The sequence below is a fragment of the Gordonia sp. ABKF26 genome (assembly GCF_041103195.1).
Classification (GTDB): Bacteria; Actinomycetota; Actinomycetes; order Mycobacteriales; family Mycobacteriaceae; genus Gordonia; species Gordonia terrae.
On record NZ_JBGCVZ010000003.1, the window covers coordinates 2755137 to 2775559 of the forward strand.

The 20423-nt window shown below is 67.8% G+C and carries 20 protein-coding genes; 12 read left to right on the forward strand and 8 right to left on the reverse strand.

Annotated features, from left to right (window positions below; genetic code table 11):
- Positions 1-2: 2 nt before the first annotated feature.
- The 6 genes from AB4Z55_RS12855 to AB4Z55_RS12880 form a co-directional block, all read right to left on the reverse strand.
- Positions 3-605 carry a TetR family transcriptional regulator gene (locus AB4Z55_RS12855; RefSeq protein WP_369519851.1) on the reverse strand — a complete coding sequence of 201 codons (603 nt, stop codon included), beginning with the start codon at positions 603-605 and terminating at the stop codon, positions 3-5.
- Entirely contained in the window at positions 602-1807 is a 1206-nt protein-coding gene (locus AB4Z55_RS12860; protein WP_369519852.1) for an NAD(P)/FAD-dependent oxidoreductase, read from the reverse strand. Before AB4Z55_RS12860 ends, AB4Z55_RS12855 begins: the two co-directional genes overlap by 4 nt.
- Positions 1804-1983, reverse strand: coding sequence for a rubredoxin (locus AB4Z55_RS12865; protein ID WP_004019853.1), 180 nt, complete (start codon positions 1981-1983; stop codon positions 1804-1806). The genes AB4Z55_RS12860 and AB4Z55_RS12865 overlap by 4 nt, the downstream gene beginning before the upstream one ends.
- Complete coding sequence (locus AB4Z55_RS12870) at positions 1980-2150, reverse strand: rubredoxin (protein WP_064569808.1); 171 nt, start codon at positions 2148-2150, stop codon at positions 1980-1982. Before AB4Z55_RS12870 ends, AB4Z55_RS12865 begins: the two co-directional genes overlap by 4 nt.
- Complete coding sequence (locus tag AB4Z55_RS12875; RefSeq protein ID WP_369519853.1) at positions 2147-3382, reverse strand: alkane 1-monooxygenase; 1236 nt, start codon at positions 3380-3382, stop codon at positions 2147-2149. Before AB4Z55_RS12875 ends, AB4Z55_RS12870 begins: the two co-directional genes overlap by 4 nt.
- Before the next feature lie 272 nt (positions 3383-3654).
- On the reverse strand, positions 3655-4254 hold the full coding sequence (locus AB4Z55_RS12880) for a hypothetical protein (protein ID WP_101819530.1): 600 nt from the start codon (positions 4252-4254) through the stop codon (positions 3655-3657).
- 415 nt (positions 4255-4669) lie between these two features.
- Between AB4Z55_RS12880 and AB4Z55_RS12885 the strand changes: the two genes are divergently transcribed.
- The 4 genes from AB4Z55_RS12885 (at position 4670) to AB4Z55_RS12900 (ending at position 9670) form a co-directional block, all read left to right on the forward strand.
- On the forward strand, positions 4670-6280 hold the full coding sequence (locus tag AB4Z55_RS12885) for an aldehyde dehydrogenase (NADP(+)) (RefSeq protein WP_354562747.1): 1611 nt from the start codon (positions 4670-4672) through the stop codon (positions 6278-6280).
- 24 nt (positions 6281-6304) lie between these two features.
- The gene (locus tag AB4Z55_RS12890; protein WP_369519854.1) at positions 6305-7237 is read left to right on the forward strand and encodes a 5-dehydro-4-deoxyglucarate dehydratase; all 933 of its coding nucleotides are present in this window, start codon (positions 6305-6307) and stop codon (positions 7235-7237) included.
- A gap of 6 nt (positions 7238-7243) precedes the next feature.
- Entirely contained in the window at positions 7244-8581 is a 1338-nt protein-coding gene (locus tag AB4Z55_RS12895; protein ID WP_354562744.1) for a glucarate dehydratase family protein, read from the forward strand.
- A gap of 195 nt (positions 8582-8776) precedes the next feature.
- Positions 8777-9670: a LysR substrate-binding domain-containing protein gene (locus tag AB4Z55_RS12900; protein WP_004019861.1), complete on the forward strand. Its 894-nt coding sequence runs from the start codon at positions 8777-8779 to the stop codon at positions 9668-9670.
- Between the two features lie 81 nt (positions 9671-9751).
- On the opposite strand, the gene AB4Z55_RS12905 is transcribed toward AB4Z55_RS12900, so the two are convergent.
- Together AB4Z55_RS12905 and AB4Z55_RS12910 are read right to left on the reverse strand one after the other, a co-directional pair.
- Positions 9752-10147: a universal stress protein gene (locus AB4Z55_RS12905; RefSeq protein WP_004019862.1), complete on the reverse strand. Its 396-nt coding sequence runs from the start codon at positions 10145-10147 to the stop codon at positions 9752-9754.
- On the reverse strand, positions 10147-11184 hold the full coding sequence (locus AB4Z55_RS12910; protein WP_354562742.1) for a 2-hydroxyacid dehydrogenase: 1038 nt from the start codon (positions 11182-11184) through the stop codon (positions 10147-10149). Before AB4Z55_RS12910 ends, AB4Z55_RS12905 begins: the two co-directional genes overlap by 1 nt.
- 371 nt (positions 11185-11555) lie before the next feature.
- Here AB4Z55_RS12910 and AB4Z55_RS12915 point away from each other — a divergent pair, with 371 nt between their 5' ends.
- From AB4Z55_RS12915 to AB4Z55_RS12950, 8 genes are read left to right on the forward strand one after another with little or no spacing between them, the layout of a single operon-like run.
- Positions 11556-13130, forward strand: a complete 1575-nt coding sequence (locus AB4Z55_RS12915; protein ID WP_354562740.1) for an ABC transporter substrate-binding protein — start codon at positions 11556-11558, stop codon at positions 13128-13130.
- Between the two features lie 17 nt (positions 13131-13147).
- Positions 13148-14074 (forward strand): ABC transporter permease, encoded by a 927-nt coding sequence (locus AB4Z55_RS12920; protein WP_004019867.1) that lies wholly within the window; start codon positions 13148-13150, stop codon positions 14072-14074.
- Positions 14075-14105: 31 nt separating this feature from the next.
- Positions 14106-15104, forward strand: a complete 999-nt coding sequence (locus tag AB4Z55_RS12925; RefSeq protein ID WP_248642900.1) for an ABC transporter permease — start codon at positions 14106-14108, stop codon at positions 15102-15104.
- Positions 15101-16120, forward strand: a complete 1020-nt coding sequence (locus tag AB4Z55_RS12930) for an ABC transporter ATP-binding protein (protein WP_354562739.1) — start codon at positions 15101-15103, stop codon at positions 16118-16120. The genes AB4Z55_RS12925 and AB4Z55_RS12930 overlap by 4 nt, the downstream gene beginning before the upstream one ends.
- Positions 16113-17195, forward strand: a complete 1083-nt coding sequence (locus AB4Z55_RS12935; protein ID WP_354562737.1) for an oligopeptide/dipeptide ABC transporter ATP-binding protein — start codon at positions 16113-16115, stop codon at positions 17193-17195. Before AB4Z55_RS12930 ends, AB4Z55_RS12935 begins: the two co-directional genes overlap by 8 nt.
- A 31-nt stretch (positions 17196-17226) precedes the next feature.
- Positions 17227-17946 (forward strand): sulfite exporter TauE/SafE family protein, encoded by a 720-nt coding sequence (locus tag AB4Z55_RS12940; protein ID WP_101819539.1) that lies wholly within the window; start codon positions 17227-17229, stop codon positions 17944-17946.
- A 19-nt stretch (positions 17947-17965) separates the two neighbouring features.
- A complete protein-coding gene (locus AB4Z55_RS12945; RefSeq protein WP_064569814.1) occupies positions 17966-19324 on the forward strand; it encodes an enolase C-terminal domain-like protein in 1359 nt (452 codons plus the stop codon).
- Between the two features lie 34 nt (positions 19325-19358).
- The gene (locus AB4Z55_RS12950; RefSeq protein ID WP_354562880.1) at positions 19359-20336 is read left to right on the forward strand and encodes a 2-hydroxyacid dehydrogenase; all 978 of its coding nucleotides are present in this window, start codon (positions 19359-19361) and stop codon (positions 20334-20336) included.
- The last annotated feature ends 87 nt before the right edge of the window (positions 20337-20423 follow it).

The window sequence follows — 20423 nt, forward strand, 5'->3', positions numbered from 1 at the left end:
CGTCAGACCCGTTCGCGGGCCACCTCGATGGCCGGGGCGATGATGGCGGCGAGGTCGGCGGCGACATCCCGATCGCCCTCCGGCGGCATGGCGATGTAGCTCAGGGCCATCCTGGTGATCGCGCGTGAGATACGCACGACGTCGGACTCCGCCATCGTCAGCCAGGTGGACTGGCGGAAGGCATCGGCCAGCCGGTCGGCCGCGGTGGTGATGATCGGTGCGGCATCGGTGGTGATCAGCTTCATCAGATCGGGTTTGGCCTCGCCGGACAGCAGCGACGCGATCAGCGGATCGGTGGCGACCCCGGCGAAGAACTCACCGAAACCCTTGTGCAGGGCTTCGGTGACGTCGTCGACGGAACCGGCCAGCGAGTCCGCGACGTGGCCGGCGAAACGACCGGCCAACCGGACCGCGTAGCCCTGGGCGAGGCCATAGCGTGACCCGAACTCGTTGTAGACGGTCTGACGACTGACTCCGGTGGCGGCGGCGACGTCGGACATGCGCACCGCCGCCCAATCCCGGTCCAGCAGCAGGTCGTGTAGCCCGTCGAGCAGGGAGTTGCGGAGGAGGGCCCTGCTGTCCTGGGCGAAGTTGCGTGTCGTCATCCGACGCCGGCCGGCTGGAGCGAGGACTCGATCTCGGCGCGCAGGGCGCGCCCGGACGCACCCCGTCCGATACAGACCGCCCCGACCAGTCGATCACCCGCGAAGGTCCGGACGACCGAGCTGGAGTCGACGAGTTCGACGTCGACTCGGTCCCCGGAGGTCGGCCACCCGACGACCTGGATGTTCGTGGAGTACTGCATCGTCCAGGCCAGTGGCACTCGCGGCACCGGAACCGAGGTGTCGGCGTCCGATCCGAGGTCGGCGGCGATCGTCATGGCGACCAGTCTGCCGTGCTCGGTCGCCGTGAGCCACTGCTCGGCACGCATGGGTGCCCCCGTCAACGGATGCGGACGCGCCGCGACATCTCCGGCCGCATAGACACCGGGCACCCCCGTGCGGAGCGCATCGTCGACGACGACACCGGCCGAATCGACGAAGAGTCCGGCACTGCGCGCCAAGTCGAGCTCGGGTTCCATTCCGACGGCACTGATCACCGTCCCCGTCATCGTCTGCCCGTCGGCGAGTGTCACCGTCTGCGCGCCGAGTGCGATGGGCTCCGCGCCGGTGAGGATCCGGACACCGCGTTCACGGTGCAGGGTCGCCACCGCCTCGGCCACCGACGCCGGGACGACCCGGGACAGCAACGACGATCCGCGCTCGACCACGGTCACCTGCGATCCCTCACCCGCGGTCGCCACGGCCGCGGCGATCTCCAGACCGATCAGTCCGCCGCCGACGATGACCACCGGTCCGTCCGCGATCGCCTCCCGCAGTCCCTCCGCGTCGCGCCGGGTGCGCAACGAGGATGGGGACGACGACCCGCCGGGCAATTGCCGGGCACGTCCGCCGGTGGCCAGGACCAGCGCGTCATAACCGGCCTCGGTGGCGTCGGCGAGGCGGACCAGGCGGGACGAGGTGTCGACGTCGACGACTCGCGTCGAGGTCACGATGTCGATGCCCCGCTCCGACCAGTACCCGGGCGGACGAAGCGTGATCTTGGCGTCCGACAGGTCGCCGACGACGAGGTTCTTGCTCAACGCCGTTCGACGATAGGGGAGATGTGGCTCCTCCCCGAAGACGGTGATCGTCCCGTCGAAACCGTTGCCACGCAGTGTCTCCGCGGCGGTGATGCCGGCGACACCGGTGCCGACGATCACCACCGACACGTCTCTCCCGGAGTCACCGACGCGAACGGCGCTCATGGACGCGCCACTTCGACCATCTCGAAGTCGGTCTTCGCCGCCCCGCAGTCCGGGCAGCTCCAGTCGTCGGGGATGTCGGCCCAGCGTGTGCCGGGTTCGATGCCGTCCTCCGGCCAGCCGAGTTCCTCGTCGTACTCGAAACCGCATACCTCGCAACGGAAAAGCTTGAAATTCATCGTACTGCCACTCCTTCGAAGTCGATCTTCTCGCGAACCCCGCAGTCGGGGCAGGGCCAGTCGTCGGGGATGGTGGCCCACGCGGTGCCGGGCGGGAAGCCCTCACGGGGCGCGCCGGCGGCCTCGTCGTAGACGTAATCGCAGACCGGACAACGGAATGTGCTCATCGCGGCGACACCCCGTGCTCGGCGAGGACGCGTTCGCGGCGGTGCGGTGCGATGTTGACGCGTTCGACGTCACCGTCGTAATGGTCGAGCACCCGCCGATCCATCACGCGCCGCCAGACCGGGGGGAAGTAGGCGAGCGTGATCATGCTCGCGTACCCGCTCGGCAGGTTCGGGGCACCGTCGAAGCTGCGCAGGGTCTGGTACCGCCGGGTGGGATTCGCGTGATGATCGCTGTGCCGCTGGAGGTGGTACAGGAAGATGTTCGTGCAGATGTGATCGGAATTCCAGCTGTGCTCCGGAGTGCATCGTTCGTAGCGACCGGTCGTGGTCTTCTGGCGGAGCAGACCGTAGTGCTCGAGATAGTTCACGGTCTCCAGCAGCGAGAAGCCGTACACGGACTGGATCACCAGGAACGGCAGGATCTCCCAGCCGAAGATCGCCGTGAGCGCACCCCACAACACGATCGACATCGCCCAGGCGTTGAGGACGTCGTTGCTCGGGTGCCAGAACGGCTTGTCCGCACGCTCGAGTCGCTTGCGTTCGAGTTCGACCGAGGACTTCAGACTTCCCCAGACGCTGCGGGGAAGGAAGCGCCAGAACGATTCTCCGAACCGCGAGCTGGCCGGGTCCTCGGGCGTCGCGACCCGCACGTGGTGGCCGCGGTTGTGCTCGATGAAGAAGTGACCGTAAAAGGTCTGGGCGAGCGTGATCTTCGACAGCCAGCGCTCGAGGTCGTCCTTCTTGTGGCCCAGTTCGTGGGCGGTGTTGATCCCGATCCCGCCCATCGCGCCGATCGACAGGGCCAACCCGATCTTCGACGCCAGGCCCAATCCGCCGTCGATGCCGAGCCAGCCGAGGTCGTCGGCCGTCCACAGGTAGCAGGCCATCACGAGGCTCGCGATCTGGAACGGGATGTAGATGTAGGTGCAGTAGCGGTAGTACTTGTCGTTCTCCAGCTGCTCCATCAGCTCCTCGGGCGGGTTCGAACCGTCGGGCCCGAAGAACACGTCGAGGATGGGGAGCAGGACGTAGACCAGTATCGGCCCGATCCACCACCACACCGGTGACACGACATCGAGGCCGTGGCCGATGGCATTGAACCCGGCGACGAGAAGCATCGCGAGAAAGACCGATGTTGGTGGGATCAGGCCGAGAAGCCACAGATGGCGCTTCCGGTCTTTCCACTCGACGGGCGAGTCGTCCGCGGCGGGCGGGGTCGGTGCGGTACTCATGCGCACTCCTGTCTGGACGGGGCTGTGATGTACAGCACTGGACATTAACCGAGGCAATGTCCGTTGTCTAGACAATCGGGGCAATTTGTAAAGCGAGCGCCGGGAGGGTTCCGGAGTCGCGGCTTTCGCGGCTTCCGTCGACTGTGCGTTGATATGCGTTGACTGTGCGCGGATCGCTGCCGGCGGGGCCGGGTCACAACAGAAATCCCCGACCCTGGAGATCAGGGTCGGGGATTCGTGTCGATGCCCACGCGTGTCGGGCTTCGGTGCTGCTACGGGGTGTTGATCCAGTTCAGGATCGACTGTCCCGCACGCGGGTCGCCGTTGTTGATGCCGATGACCGCGCCGATGGCAGCGCCGACGCCCGCGCCCCAGACGCAGCCGACGATGACGATGCAGCCGATGACGAGTCCGGCGAGCGCGCCGATCGCGGTGGTGACGTTGCCGCCGCGATTCCAGCCGTTGGTGATGTGCCAGATCATCTGCTGGTAGGCCCGGTCCTTCTTGGCGGATGCCGGGTGGACGCCGGCCGCGATGGCCGCACGCGCCTCGGGGGAGAGGATCGGCGTGAACGTCGCCTGGGTGCGATCGGCGGAGACCTGCGCGCGCATCGGGACCGCGGCCCCGTCGAACGGCAGCACGAGTCCGATCCGTTCGATGGTCTGTCCGCGGGCGTCGACGACCCGGAGTTCCTGCTCGCCCGCGACGAACGTCGCGTTGCGCAGCTGGGAAATGATGGAGGTTCCGTCGGCGGAGGCGCTCGAGTGGTGGGACGGCGCGGCAGGCGCGGGGGCGCCGTTGGCGGTGCCGAAGGAGATGGTCAGTGCCGAGATGGCCAGGGCCATGATGGCGAGGAGGCGAATGCGCTTCATCGGTTCTGGATTCCGCTTTCGTCGAGTGGGTGGTGTGCCCGGTCCGACGATCGGCACATCCGCCGTGGCTCGGCGCATGTGCGTTATGTCGGGTTCGGCGCTGTGATTGTCTCATTGCCCGTCGTCGCAGGGCGGGCTTGAGCCCCGGCGTGGGCCGGCCGGATGACACCGAAGATGCGCATCGTCTCGTCCCCTCGTGAATCACTCACCTGGATCGATGCACCACCCGCATTGATGGCGTCAGTAATTGACTTGGACATGAATGAATGGCCGGACCTACGGTCGTGACAAGGCCGAACTCAGGGCGAGGCCGACGCCGACCGCGGCCGCCGATCGAGAGCAGACGACATCGCTCGGGGCGTGACCACGGCGCGGCGATCTCGGCAGACGCCAACTCACAAGGGATGGGACCACGATGACCATTGCGCACCGACCCGCACCGCTGACCACGCACGACCTGACCGGTCAGCTCATCATCGCCGGTGAGCGGGTGACCGGTTCGGGGAGTGCCGTACACGGCATCGACCCGACCACCGGTGGGCGCCTGTTGCCCGCGTACGCACACGGCGACGAAGCAGACGTCGCTCGTGCCACCGCCGCCGCCGCGGCCGCCTTCGGTCCCTATCGCGCGACCGCCTCCGAGCATCGTGCGCAGTTCCTCTCGACGATCGCCGACAATCTGGACGCCGCAACGGACGTCCTCGTGGAGCGTGCTGTCGCCGAGACCGGGCTCCCGGCCGCCCGGATCACCGGTGAGGTCGGCCGCACGTCCGGTCAGCTTCGCCTCTTCGCCTCGGTGCTGCGCGAGGGCAGCTGGCACGGAGCGCGCATCGATCCCGCGCGACCGGACCGGACGCCGCTGCCGCGTGCGGACATCCGGCAGCGCAAGATCCCGCTCGGTCCCGTGGCGGTGTTCGGCGCCAGCAACTTCCCGCTGGCGTTCTCGGTCGCCGGCGGCGACACCGCGTCGGCGCTCGCGGCCGGATGTCCGGTCGTGGTCAAGGCGCACGATGCCCACCCCGGTACCTCGGAACTGGTCGGACGGTTGATCGCCGATGCGGTTGCCGCCACCGGTATGCCCGCGGGCACGTTCTCGCTGCTGTACGGCACCGGCCGTGAACTCGGTATCGCACTCGTCACCGACCCGCACATCAAGGCGGTGGGATTCACCGGGTCACGTTCGGGCGGAACAGCTCTCGTCGCCGCTGCCGCCTCGCGTCCCGAACCAATCCCGGTGTATGCGGAGATGAGTTCGATCAACCCCGTCTTCCCGCTCGACGGTGCATTGCGCGACGACGCGGCGGGCCTGGGCCGTGCGTTCGTGGCCTCGCTGACGATGGGATCGGGACAGTTCTGCACCAACCCCGGTCTCGTGATCGCCGTGGACGGCCCCGGCCTCGACGCCTTCGTCGCCGGGGCCGCCGAAGCGATCTCGTCGTCGACGCCGACGCCGATGCTGACCCCGGGCATCGCCGCGAGCTATGCGTCCGGAGTTGACGAGTTCGTCTCCGCCGCAGACGTTCTCGCCCGGTCCGAGGAGTCGACCGGGCCGAACACCTGTCGGGCCGCGCTCTTCGGCACCGACGCCGAGACCTTCCTCGCGTCGACGACGTTGCAGCAGGAGATCTTCGGGTCGTCGAGCCTCGTCGTGCGCTGTCGAGACCTGCAGCAGGTGCGGGAGGTGGCCGCGGAGCTCGAAGGTCAGCTCACCGCGACCGTCCACGCCGCGGACTCCGACCACGAGGATGCCCGCGACCTGCTCGAGGCGCTGGAACTCAAGGCCGGCCGGATCCTGTTCAACGGATGGCCGACCGGTGTCGAGGTCGGACACGCGATGGTGCACGGCGGACCGTATCCATCCACCTCCGACAGCCGAACCACCAGCGTCGGATCGCTCGCCATCGAGCGATTCCTGCGACCGGTGGCCTATCAGGACGTGCCGGCGTCACTGCTGCCGCGGCCGATCGCCGACGGCAACCCCGAACACATCTGGCGCCGTGTCGACGGCGAACTCATCCGCGACTGAACCACACCCATCCAAGGAGTCCCAATGCTCAACGGCGTCCTGTTCTTTCCCGTCACACCCTTCGACAGCAGTGGTGAGGTGGACTACCGCCGCCTCGCCGAACACATCGACCGCGGAGTGGCGGCCGGCCCCGGGGGCGTGTTCGTCGCCTGCGGCACCGGCGAGTTCCACGCGCTCGGTCTCGAGGAGTTCGGCCGGATCGTCCGGTGCGCGGTCGAGACCGTCGCCGGGCGCGTCCCGGTGTTCGCCGGCGCCGGCGGCTCGCTCGTCCAGGCCAAGGAGTTCGCGGTGAGTGCGAAAGTCAATGGCGCCGACGGCATCCTGCTGCTTCCGCCGTACCTGGTGACGATGCCGCCCGCCGGCCTCGCGGAGTACACGCGAGCTGTCGCCGCGGCCACCGATCTGCCGCTGATCGTCTACAACCGCGGCAACGCCGTGTTCGACGAGGCGTCGGCGATCGAGGTCGCCCAGCTGCCCACGGTCATCGGGTTCAAGGACGGCACGGGTGATCTCGACAATGTGTCGCGCATCGTGATCGCGGTCAAGGAGGCGTTGGGCGACACGAAGGAGTTCCTGTTCTTCAACGGCTTGCCCACCGCCGAGATCACGCAGCAGGCCTACCGCGCGATCGGGGTCACCCTGTACTCGTCGGCGACGTTTGCCTTCGCGCCGGAGCTCGCCCTGGCCTTCTACAACTCGCTGGAGACCGGCGACGTCGAGTTGACCGAGGCGTTGCTGCGCGAGTTCTTCCACCCCCTGGTCCGGCTGCGCAACACCGTCCCCGGGTACGCCGTCGCACTCGTGAAGCACGGCGTGACGATGGAAGGTATCGAGGCGGGTCCCGTCCGTGCGCCGCTGGTCCAGCCGACTCCCGAGCACAAGGCCGAGCTCGAGCGGATCACCGCCGCCGGCCGGGCGGTGCTGGCGACCGCTCTCGCCACCCCGGCCGCGGTCTAGGAAGCCATGTCGACGAACACGATCGACGCGGCGGCGGTCGCGCTGAGCCCCCTCACCGGTCCGCGGACCGACACCACGATCACGAAGGTGACCGTCACCCCGGTCGCCTTCGTCGACCCGCCGTTGCTCAACACGGTGGGTGTCCACCAGCCCTACGCACTCCGGGCGATCATCGTGATCGAGACGGCGGGCGGCGTGCGCGGACTCGGCGAGACATACGCGGACACCGCACATCTCACCCGGATGGAGGCCGCTGCCGACGCGATCACCGGCCTCGACGCCTTCGCGCTGCACCGTCTCCGGGACGCGATCGACGCCCGGATCTCGACGCTGGCGGTCACCGGTGGCGACGGGGTGGCCGGGATGATCACCACGGCCAGCACCACCGACCGTGTCTTCTCGCCGTTCGAGGTCGCCTGTCTGGACATCCAGGGCAAGACCCTCGGACGTCCGGTGAGCGACTTGCTGGGTGGGCGTGTCCGGGACCAGGTGCCGTTCAGCGCGTATCTGTTCTACAAGTGGGCGGCGCATCCCGGTGCCGCCGGGACCAACGGTCTCCCGGACGAATGGGGCGAGGCGATCGACCCGAGCGGCCTGATCCGGCAGGCGCACCGGATGATCGACCGCTACGGGTTCACCGCGATCAAACTCAAGGGCGGGGTGTTCGACCCCGACGAGGAGATCGCCGCGATCAAGGCGCTGCACGCCGAGTTCCCCGGTGTGCCCCTGCGCCTGGACCCCAATGCGGCGTGGACCGTGGAGACCTCGTTGCGCGTCGCGGCCGAGCTGGCCGGCATCGTCGAGTATCTGGAGGATCCGACTCCCGGACTCGAGGGGATGGCCCGGGTCGCCGAGCAGGCGACCATGCCGCTCGCGACCAACATGTGCGTCGCCGCCTTCGATCACCTCGAACCCGCGGTGCGCAAGAGGTCGGTGTCCGTCGTGCTGTCCGACCATCACTACTGGGGCGGTCTACAGCGGTCACGCCTCCTCGGCGGTATCTGCGAGACCTTCGGACTCGGTCTGTCGATGCACTCGAACTCGCACCTGGGCATCAGCCTGGCCGCGATGGTGCATCTCGCGTCTGCGACGCCCAACCTCACCTACGCCTGTGACACCCACTGGCCGTGGAAGACCGAGGACGTGGTCAAACCGGGTGCCCTCCGCATCGTCGACGGCGCGGTGCCCGTCCCGACCGGTCCGGGGCTGGGTGTCGAACTCGACGAGGAGTCGCTGGAGGCGCTGCACCAGCAGTACCTCGACTGCGGGATCCGGGATCGGGACGACACCGGTTACATGCAGTCCATCGATCCGGGCTTCGTCAACTCGAGCCCGCGGTGGTGAACGCGCCCACGAGCGTCGCCGCGGTGGTTGCGTGAACTCCAGCCCGCGGTGGTGAACGCGCCCACGAGCGTCGCCGCGGTGGTTGCGTGAACTCCAGCCCGCGGTGGTGAACGCGCCCACGAGCGTCGCCGCGGTAGGCTAGCGTCATCCACACCGGCCCGCAGATTGCGGGCTGACGATGCCGAAAGTGGATCGATGTTCTCTCTGTCGCGCCTGTCCTGCTTCATCGCGGTCGCCGAGGAGCTGCATTTCGGCCGGGCGGCCGAGCGGTTGCACATGACGCAGCCCCCGCTCAGCAGGCAGATCCAACAGCTGGAGCACGAACTCGGCGTCCAGTTGATCGAACGCAGCAGCCGGGCCGTGTCGCTCACCGCGGCCGGCGCGGCCTTCCTGCCCGACGCGCGGCGGATCGTCGCGCTCGCCGAGGGTGCGGCCCTGACCGTCCGACGGGTGCCGGCCGGCGATCTGGGGACCGTGAACATCGGGTTCACCGGGGCCTCGGCACGGGCGGTGTTGCCCCGGCTCATGCAGACCGCGCGCGAGAAGCTGCCGGATGTGCGGTTGGTGCTGCGCGAGATGGTGACCGTCGCGCAGGTCGAGGCCCTGGTCCGCGGGGATCTCGACCTCGGCATCGTCCGTCCGCCGATCTCTCGACCGGGTGTGAATTCTCGTCCGCTGCACCATGAACGGCTGGTCGCCGCGCTCCCCGCCGACCACGAGTTCGCCGATGTCGAGCACCTGGCGATCGAGGACTTCGACGGTCAGGCGGTCATCATGTACTCGCCCACGGACGCGCGGTACTTCAACGAGCTGTTGATCAGCACCTTCACGGCGGTGGGGGCCTCACCCCGCTATGTCCAATACGTCACCCAGGTGCACACGATGCTCGTATTGGTGCATTCCGGGCTGGGGATGGCCCTGGTGCCCGAATCGGCGATGACCATGCACCCCGATGGGGTGGTGTTCAAAGAGGTGACCGCGATCCGCGATCGTCCGGTACAGATGAACATCGCGTGGCGGGCCGACAACTCCAACCCGGCTCTCGCCCGGTTGATGAGAGACGTTCTCCCCGAACGAGAGTGGATCTGACGGCGGCCTCGACGGACGCGGCGGATTCGCTTCCCTCGTTCGACGCTGCTCGACCAGCAGTAGGCGCGGGGGAGAACCCGGTCAGACTGCGGCGCGTACGGGTGGCTTGACCGCGACCACCGGACACTGCGCGTCGAGCAGGACGCGCTGGACCACACTGCCGGTCAGCAGTTTGCCGACCGGCGAACGCCTGCGCTGGCCGATCACCAGGAGTTCGGCCGCGTCGTCGTACGACGCGTCGATGAGCTGATCGGCATGCGACAGACCGGGATCGTTCTCGGCGACACGGTAATCCACCTCGCCGGCCTGGGCCAGGTCACGCGCGTTCTCGAGGTCGACCAGGAACTCCGGCGACGAGGCGTTGTCGCCATCCGCCACGACCACGACGTCGGTACCGCGCATGCGAGCCTCGGCGAAGCCGAACGGAAGGGCGCCGCGACCTTCGGGTGTCGGAAGATAGCTGAGCACGACAGACATCAGATGTCCTTTCGCAGTGCGGGATTCGGTGCGACAACCGGGGTCGACAGGTCGCCGGTCCGCAGGAACGAGTCGAGGTTGGCAAGGGTGAGTTCTTCCATGGCGGCGCGTGTCTCGACGGTGCCGCTCGCGAGATGGGGGAGCAGCACGACGTTGTCCATGGAGAGCAACGCTTCGGGCACCTCCGGCTCGTGCGCGAACACGTCCAGGCCGGCGCCCGCCAGTCGTCCGTGCTGCAGCAGGTCGACGAGCGCGGTCTCGTCGACGACGCTGCCGCGGGCCACGTTGATCAGGAAACCGTCGGGGCCCAGCGCCTCGAGGACGTCCCGGTCGACGAGATGACGTGTGTTCGCGCCACCGGCGGCGGCCACGATCAGCACGTCTACCTGCGCGGCGAGCTCGGCCGGTGAGGCCGCGTAGCGGTACGGGGAGTCGGCCATGCGGTGGCGATTGTGATAGGCGATGCGGCAGCCGAAGGCATCGAGACGGTGAGCGATGGCGGAGCCGATGCGGCCGAGTCCGAGGATGCCGACGTCGGTGCCGGAGACCTTCCGGGTGAGCGGAACGTTGCCCTCCAGGGGCCAGCGCCCGGCGCGGACGAAACGATCGGCGGCCGAGAGTCCGCGCATCGTGTCAAGTAGCAGCCCGACCGCGGTGTCGGCGACGCAGTCGGTGAGGACGTCCGGGGTGTTGCTGACGCCGATACCGAGTTCGGTGGCCCGCGCGACGTCGGTGGTGTCGTAGCCGACGCCGAAGTGGACGATGGCGCCGAGGTTGGGCAGTGCGGCCATCAGGTCGGCGTCGACCCCGGTCCGGCCTGAGGTCACTACCGCGGTCACCGCGTCGGCATTGCGGTCGAGGAAAGAGGCCCGGCTCTCGTCGTCAGGCAATCGCTCGGCGCCGTACGTGTCGGCCAGGCGCTCCTCGAGCGACGGCTTGAGGGGTCCGACACGCAGCACGGAACCGATCTGAGGCGAAAACTCCTCTGATGCAACGGGTTCCGGTGCTGTCGCGGTGCCGGCTGAACTGCTCGTCATGATCGACCTCCAGGAGTGCAGGACACAGACCGGTCCTTCGGTGGATGCGTTCCACGCTAGAAGCGCTCACGGATACCTGTCCAACACGCAAATAACATGGATCGATACTGAAACTGTATAGATGTGACGCCGTCGATTCGGAAGGCGGAACGCCGGAGCGGAGAACTGTCAGGTCAGCGGCCTTTTCTGGCGATCCGGACGTCGGCTCGGGCGCTTTCCGGGGGCGGCCAAAACCCACTGAAACGGCCGTTTCCTGGGCTTTTGTGCTGTTGACGCCGTCAATCCGACGCTCATAGCGTGTGTCTACCGTCACAAACGCGGTCGAGCCCACCGCGAGATCACTCGCAGTCTTTCTTTCAATGGAGGTCCCCATGCAGATCGCAGTCCTGCGATCCCGGAAGCGCCCCGCCGGGTGTCTGCTGGCCCTGTCCGCGGTGGCCGTGCTCGCGGCCACCGGCTGCAGCGTCGCCAACACGACCGCCGGCGAGAGCGCTTCCCCGGACACCCTGCGCATCGTCCTGCCCCAGGAGCCGCCCACCCTGGAGCCCTGCGACGCCTCGCTCACGGCGACCGGCGTCGTCGTCCGATCCAACATCACCGAGCCGCTGATCGAACGAGACCCGAACAGCGGTGCGCTCGAGCCGAGTCTCGCGACCGAGTGGACCCAGGTGGAACCGAATGTCTGGCGCTTCACCACAGCGTCGGGCATCCGATTCAGCAACGGGCAACCGTTCGACGCCGAGGATGCCGCATTCTCCATCCGCCGCACGTTCAACGGGGCGATCGGCTGCGACGTCAACGGCTACGTCTTCGACGACAGCACCCGTGAGGTGACCGTGGTCGACCCGAACACCGTCGAGGTCCGCACGGCGACCCCCGACCCGATCCTCCCGTTGCGCCTGTCCTTCATCGAGATCGTCCCGCGCACCACCGTCGCCGATGACAAGGTGCGGGTCCCGATCGGGACCGGTCCCTACATGGTCGACTTCTGGGACTCCGGTCAGCGGGTCGCGCTCAAGGCGAACCCGAACTACCACGGCGAGGCGCCCGAGTTCACCCGCGCGGTGTATCAGTGGCGCAGCGAGGGCAGCGTCCGTGCCGCGATGGTCACCAACGACGAGGCCGATGTCGCCACATCGCTCGGCCCCGAAGACGGAGCCGGTGATCTCGGTATCGCCTACACCAACAACGAGACGACGGCCCTGCGTGTGCAAGCCACCGACGCGCCGCTGAACGACTACCGGGTGCGCGAGGCCATCGACCTCTCCATCAATCGCGACGGCATCGTCGACGCGCTGTTCCAGGGCCTGGGCATCCCCGCGGCCCAGCTGGTCGGCAAGGGCATCGTCGGATACAACGATCGGCTCACCCCGACGCCCTACGACCTCGACCGGGCGCGAGAACTGGTCGACGAAGCTCGTGCGGACGGGGTGCCGGTGGACCGGACCATCCGGCTCATCGGACGCACCGGCCAGTTCCCCAAGATCAACGAGACCATCGAGAACCTCCAGTTCACGCTCAGCGAGATCGGCCTGGACGTCAAGATCGAGATGATGGACACCTCCGGTCAGATGCAGTATCAGACAAGGCCTTTCGTTCCCGGTTCCGGTCCGGTGCTGCTGATGATCATGCACGGCAATCAGGCTGGTGACACCCAGTTCACCCTGGACCAGTACATGCTGTCCGACGGTTACCAGAGCACATACGGCACTCCGGCCTACGACGAGCAGATCCGCGCGGCCGAGGCGCTGACCGGAGCCGCACGCCAGAACGCGCTCGCCGACGTCCTGGCCGCCGAGCCACGCGAGATCCGCCAATACGCCTACATCGCACACATGCAGGCTGTCCTCGCGAAGTCGAGCCGTGTTGCCTACCAGCCCAATTCGGCCACCGGCGACGAAATGCGTCTCGCCGAGATGACCCACGCGCCAGCCCAGAACGACTGAAACAGAGGCGATGACCGATGCTCACCTTCCTCCGGCGCCGGATGTTCACCAGCCTGATCCCGCTGATCATCGTCTTGTTCGGCGTGTTCTTCATGGCTCGGCTGACCGGCGACCCCACCAATCTCTACCTGCCCGTCTCCGCGACCCCCGACCAGCGTGCCGAGTTCGCGGCGGCGAACGGTCTCGACAAGCCGGTCTGGCAACAGATGACCGACTACCTCGCCGGTGTCGTCCACCTCGATTTCGGTGAATCACTCAAGACGGGCCAGGAGGCGGCAGGCATGGCCCTGCGGGCTTTCCCGGCCACGCTGCAGCTCGCCTTCGTCACATTGGTGCTGTCGATCCTCGGCTCGATCATCATCGGCTGCTGGGCGGCCTACCGCCCGAACTCGCTGGCCGACCGGTTCTCCAGCCTGCTGTCGATGACCGCGGCCAGCGTCCCCGACTTCTGGTTCGCGATCACCGGGATCTGGATCTTCGCGGTCGTCGCCGGCTGGCTGCCGACGTCGGGCACCGGCGGGATGCTGGCCTGGGTCCTACCCATCGCGACCCTGATGATCCGGCCACTCGGCGTGCTCACCCAGGTCGTGCGCGGCGCCATGGTCTCCGCGCTGTCGGCTCCCTACGTCAAGGTGGCGCGGAGCAAGGGGGCCGGGGATCTGCGGATCGTCACCCACCATGCCCTCCGCAATGCGGCTGCCCCCGCCCTCACCGTGGCAGGCGATCTCGCGGTCGGCCTCATCAACGGTGCGGTCATCGTCGAGGCCATCTTCGGATGGCCCGGCATCGGCAAGCTGATGATCGACTCGATCCTGCAGCGTGACTTCGCGGTCCTGCAGGCAGCGGTGCTCCTCACCGCCATCAGCATCTTCATCCTGAACATCGTCATCGACGCGGGCCTCGCGCTGCTGGACCCACGCGTTCGTGACAAGGCCACGGTCTAGTCGCCGGCGACCATCGAGGAGTACTGACACCATGTCCATCGTCACCGATCCCGTCGACTCGACGAGTCCCGTCGCCTCGACCGACATCACCGGCGACTCCGTCGCCACCAAGAAGGTGCCCGCCGGGCAGTTGCCGTTGTGGCGGTTGCTGTTCCGCGACAAGTTCGCGACCGTGGCGGCAGGCATCCTGACCCTCGTCCTGCTCACCGCGATCTTCGGTCCGTGGCTCGTCGGCGACGCCGCCACCGACCAGAACCTCGACGAGTCGAATCTCCCGCCGTTCAACCTGGACACGGGCTGGATGAACATCCTGGGCACCGACCCGCTCGGCCGCAGCATGCTCGCCCGGCTCATCGTCGCGTGTCAGACCACACTGATGGTCTCCCTGCCTGCCGTGATCATCTCGTGCGTCGTCGGATCGGCGATCGGCATGTGGGCGGGTTACCACCGCGGCTGGCGGGAGACCACCGCGATGCGCATCGCCGATGTCATCATGAGCTTCCCGTCCCTGCTGCTCGCCGTCGTGATCCTGTATGTGTTCTCGCCGAGCGCCGCCAACATCATCGCGGTGCTCGCGATCACCCGCATCCCGATCTACCTGCGTACGGCACGCGCCGAATCCGCCGAACTGCAGAGCCGTGTGTTCGTCGACGCGGCACGGACTTTCGGTGCGAGCAGCGGTGCGATCCTCCGCGGTCACGTGTTGCCGATCCTGCTGCCGACGCTGCTCACCGTCGCCACGCTCGACTTCTGTTACGTGATGCTCGCCGAGTCGTCGCTGTCGTTCCTCGGCATCGGCATCCAGCCGCCCGACATCAGCTGGGGATTGATGGTGTCGCAGGGCCGGACCTATCTGCAGACGGCGTGGTGGCTGTCGTTCTTCCCGGGTCTGGCGATCGTCATCACGACCGTGTCGGCCACGATGCTGGCCGCATGGGCGCGCATCGCGACCGACCCCGGCCAGCGGTGGCGACTGACCACCCCGAACGCGCGCAAGCGGTTCTTCTCCTCACGAAAGGCGCTGCGATGAGTGCTCCCGCCCTCGACCGGCCCGATGCCGGCACCGACGACCGGGTCGCACTCGACGTCGTCGACCTGACCGTCGATCTGCGGACCCCCACCGGCACTGTCCGCGCCGTCGATCACGTCTCCTTCCGTGCCCGTCGCGGCGAGACCCTGGCGCTTCTCGGCGAATCGGGGTGCGGCAAGTCGATGACCGCTCAGGCGCTCGTCGGCCTGCTCGACCCGATCGCCTCGGTCTCCGACGGGTCGATCACGCTCGATTCCGTCGATCTCGTCTCCGCGTCGCCGTCGAAGCGGCGTGACGTGGCCGGCACCGAGCTCGCCATCGTGTTCCAGGACGCGCTGACCGCCCTCAACCCCGTGTATCCGGTCGGCACCCAACTCGCCGAACCGTTCCGGATCCATCGTCGGATGTCGAAGAAGAAGGCCCGTCTCGAGGCGATCGAGCTGATGCGTCACGTGGGCATCCCGGAACCGGAGTCCCGGGTCGACTCCTACCCCCACCAGTTCTCGGGCGGCATGCGCCAGCGTCTGCTGATCGCGATGGCGGTCGCGCTGAGCCCCAAGGTGCTGCTCGCCGATGAGCCGACCACCGCGCTCGACGTGACCGTGCAGGCCCAGATCATGGCCCTGCTGGGCCGGCTTCGTGCCGAGCACGACATGGCGGTCGTCCTGATCACCCACGATCTCGCGCTCGTCGCCGAACAAGCCGACCGTGTCGCGATCATGTACGCCGGCAACGTCGTCGAGACCGGACCGGTGGCCGAGGTCTTCGGAAGTCCGAAACACCCGTACACCAAGGGACTTCTCGATTCGGTACCCGTCAGTGCCGAACGCGGCGCCGACCTCAAGTCGATCGGTGGAACCCCGCCCGACCTGCACTCCATCCCGACGGGGTGCGTGTACCAGGCGCGGTGCCCGCTGGCTCGGGCGCAGTGCGTCCAGGAACGTCCGACGCTGACCGCAACCGGCATCAACCGTGCCGCCGCCTGCCACTTCTCGGAGGAGATCGACAATGTCTGAGACGACGACGAGGTTCGCCAAGGCCTCGACCGCGGACGGCGGTGCACCGCGCGGCGAGACGTCACACGGCACCAGCCGGGTCCTCGAGGTGCGCGACGTCGGCAAGACGTTCGCCGTGTCCGGGAAGGGCGGCCGCAAGCAACTGCGGGCGCTCGACGGTATCGACCTCGAGCTCCGTCGCGGTGAGACGCTCGGACTCGTCGGCGAATCCGGTTGTGGCAAATCCACTCTCGCGCGCACGCTGATGATGCTCGAGCGCCCGGACACCGGCACCGTGCGCTGGGACGGTACCGATCCCTACCGGCTCAAGGGGAAGGACCTGCTCGCTCTGCGTCGTAAGGTGCAGATGGTGTTCCAGGATCCCTACGCCTCGCTGAACAACCGCATGACGGCGGCCGAGATCATCGGCGAACCGTGGCGCACCCACCGGGATCTGTACCCGCGCAAGCGAGATCGGGCCGCTCGGGTGCGCGAGTTGCTGCACCTCGTCGGGCTGCGACCGAGCGACGAACACCGCAGTCCGCAGGAGTTCTCCGGCGGCCAGCGCCAGCGGCTGGGGATCGCCCGGGCGCTCGCTCTCGATCCCGAGGTGATCATCTGTGATGAACCGGTCTCCGCGTTGGATCTCTCGGTCCAGGCGCAGGTGTTGAATCTGCTCAACGAACTCCAGCAGGAACTCGACATCTCCTACATCTTCATCTCGCACGATCTGTCCGTGGTCCGCCACGTGGCCGACCGGGTCGCGGTGATGTACCTCGGTCGGATCGTCGAGACGGGCAGCACCGAGGCCGTGTTCGACCATCCCGCGCATCCATACACCGAGGCGCTGATGTCTGCGGCACCCACGCTCGACGCCGAGAACCGTCGTGAGCGAATCCTTCTCAGCGGTGAGGTGCCCTCGCCGCTCAACCCGCCGTCGGGGTGCCGGTTCCGCACGCGCTGTGCCCATGCCACCGACATCTGTGCGACCGCGCTCCCGCCGGCCGTCACCGATCACGGCGAGATCGGGCACGTCGCCGAGTGCTACCACCCCCGCGGGCGGGTCGGACTGGGTATGCCCGCTCCGGCAGCATGACCGCGCCGGACAGCACGAATGTCCAGCCCACGTGAGTGTCGTGGCATGCGTGATCATCGCCGTCGCCGTGTTCCTGGCGTCCTGCATGCAGGCGTCGATCGGGTTCGGGATGGGCATGCTCGCCGCTCCGGTGGTCGCCCTGGTGGCGCCGACGCTGCTCCCCGGCATGCTGATCGCGTCCGCGACGACCGTGACGTTGCTGGTCGTGATCCGCGAGCGGGGGAGCCTGGACCTGCGCGGTACCGGGTGGGCGCTGATCGGTCGAGTGCCCGGAACCATCGCCGGCGCCCTGCTGCTGGTGTGGTTACCGACCCGCGGGCTGTCGCTGCTGCTGGCCGCGGTCGTCCTCGGCGGGGTGGCGGTCGCATCGGTCGGGTGGCGGCCCGCCCCCGGGCGCCGCAACCTGGCGACCGCGGGAGCCGCCTCCGGACTGCTGGGCACGGCAACGTCGATCGGCGGCCCACCCATGGCACTGGTGTACTCCGGCAAGGAGAGCGCACATGTTCGCAGCAACATGAGTGCGTTCTTCCTCGTCGGCAGTCTGATGTCGCTGGCCGCCCTGGCCGCGACCGGCAGCCTGCGCGCAGAGATCCTCTGGGCATTCGTCGCACTGACACCGGTCGTCGTCCTCGGCTTCGTCGCGTCCCGTCTCGTCAACCGGCTGCTCGACCGGAACCGGTTGCGCATGGTGTCGATCACGGTGTCGGGCATCGGCGCGGCCCTGCTCATCGGCCAGCAGCTCTTCTTCTGAATTCTCGAAAGGACCAACCATGACGACAGCGACTCCGACGCCGGCCGCCACGACGACCCCGGTCGTCACCGAGATGCGGGTGATCCCCGTCGCCGGCCGGGACAGCATGCTGCTCAACCTCTCCGGCGCGCACGCTCCGTTCTTCACGCGCAATCTGGTGGTCCTCACCGACTCCGAGGGCAACCAAGGTGTCGGCGAGGTCCCGGGTGGCGAACCGATCCGCACCACGCTCGACGACGCCCGGCCGATCGTCGAAGGGCGCGGGATCGGGGAGTACAACGCCGTCCTGCAGGACATCCGGCGAACTTTCGCCGACCGCGACCGGGGCGGCCGGGGAGATCAGACCTTCGACCAGCGCATCACGATCCACGCGGTGACCGCCGTCGAATCAGCTCTGTTGGATCTCCTCGGCCAGCACCTCCGTGTTCCGGTGGCGGCGCTGCTCGGCGAGGGACAGCAACGCGATCGGGTCGCGGCGCTCGGCTACCTGTTCTTCGTGGGGGACCGCACCAAGACAACGCTGGACTATGCCGACGGTGCCGACGAGACCGACGAGTGGATGCGCCTGCGCCATCAGGAGGCTCTCGACGCCGACGGTGTGGTCGCCCTCGCCGAGGCAGCCCAGAAGCGCTACGGCTTCGCCGATTTCAAGTTGAAGGGCGGGGTCCTGTCGCCCGAGGAGGAGGCCGATGTCGTCACCGCACTCGCCGAACGCTTCCCGGCGGCGCGGGTGACCCTCGATCCCAACGGTGGCTGGCTGCTCGAGGAGGCGATCCGTATCGGTGGTCGTCTGCGCGACGTGGTCGCCTACGCCGAGGACCCGGTGGGGCCGGAGGGCCGGTTCTCCGGCCGTGAGGTGATGGCCGAGTTCAAACGCGCGACCGGCCTGCCGACGGCGACCAACATGATCGCCACCGACTGGCGCGAGTTGGGGCACACGATCCGGACGAATGCGGTCGACATCCCGCTGGCGGACCCGCATTTCTGGACCATGGCCGGCTCGGTCCGCGTCGCGCAACTGTGTGATGCGTGGGGGCTGACCTGGGGTTCGCACTCCAACAATCACTTCGACGTGTCGCTGGCCATGTTCACGCATGTGGCCGCCGCCGCACCCGGTGAGATCACCGCGATCGACACGCATTGGATCTGGCAGGACGGACAGCGCCTCACCACCGAGCCGTACGAGATCGTCGACGGTCACCTCACGGTTCCCGACCGCCCGGGACTCGGTGTCGAACTCGACATGGAACAGGTGGACGCCGCCCACCAGCTGTATCTCACCGAAGGGCTCGGCGCCCGGGACGACTCGATCGGGATGCAGTTCCTGATCCCGGACTGGACCTTCGACAGCAAACGGCCCGCTCTCGTGCGGAGCTGACGTCGTGGCGGAATCGCACAGTGGTGGTGGTGGTCTGAAAGTCGTGGTGGGCGAACGGAACTTCGCGCCACACCGCGACCTGTTCGAGAGTTTGCTGCCCGTCGGGGTGGACACCTCCTGGCACGCGGTCTTCGACGAGGCGGCGCTCGTGACGGATCTGGCCGATGCCGATGTCTACATCGGCGGTCGGGTGACTCCGTCGATGGCTCGCGCGGGTTCGCGGCTGCGGCTGGTGCTCACCGGCGGTGCCGGCACCGACAAGGTGAGTTTCGACGACCTCCCCGCGCACACTCTGGTGGCCAACACGTTTCACCACGAGGACTCGATCGCCGAATACATCGCCGCCGCGGCGGTGACCGTGCGCCGAGACCTGCTCGTCCAGGATGCGGCCCTCCGGCGGGGTGTCTGGGCGTCGGCGGTCTATCGAGACGGTGTGCCGCAACCGCAGACCCTCCGCGGGGCCATGGTCGGTTACGTCGGCTTCGGCCACATCGGGCGGAGAACCGCGGATCTGCTGGGTGCTTTCGGCGCGCGGGCCTGCGCGGTGACGGGGTCCGGCCGGGTCGCCGACGATTCCGGACTCGAATGGCACGGCGACACCACCGATCTCGGCCGGCTGATGACGGAGTCCGACGTCGTGGTCGTCTCCGCACCGCTGACCTCGAGTACCACCGGGATGATCGATGCCGCGCATCTCCGCCGGCTCGGGCCCTCGGGTGTGCTGGTGAACGTGGGCCGCGGTCCGCTCGTGGTCGAGCAGGATCTGTTCGAGGCGTTGCAGGACGGGGTGATCGGCGGGGCCGCGGTCGATGTCTGGTATCGCTATCCGACGGCCGGTGACGAGGCGGCTCCGTCGGATCTGCCGTTCGCCGAGCTGCCCAATGTCCTGATGACCCCGCACATCTCGGGGGTCACCCGCGACACCTTCGTCGGCCGGGTGCGCGACATCACCGACAACATCTCCCGGCTCCTCGCCGGAGAAGACATACTGCGCGTCGTCACACCGACCTGATCTCGATGCGCGACCAACGTCCCGCTCCTCACCTCGAAAGAAACAACCCCCACTGCTCCGTGATCCGAAACAGGCGCCCCCCGCTGC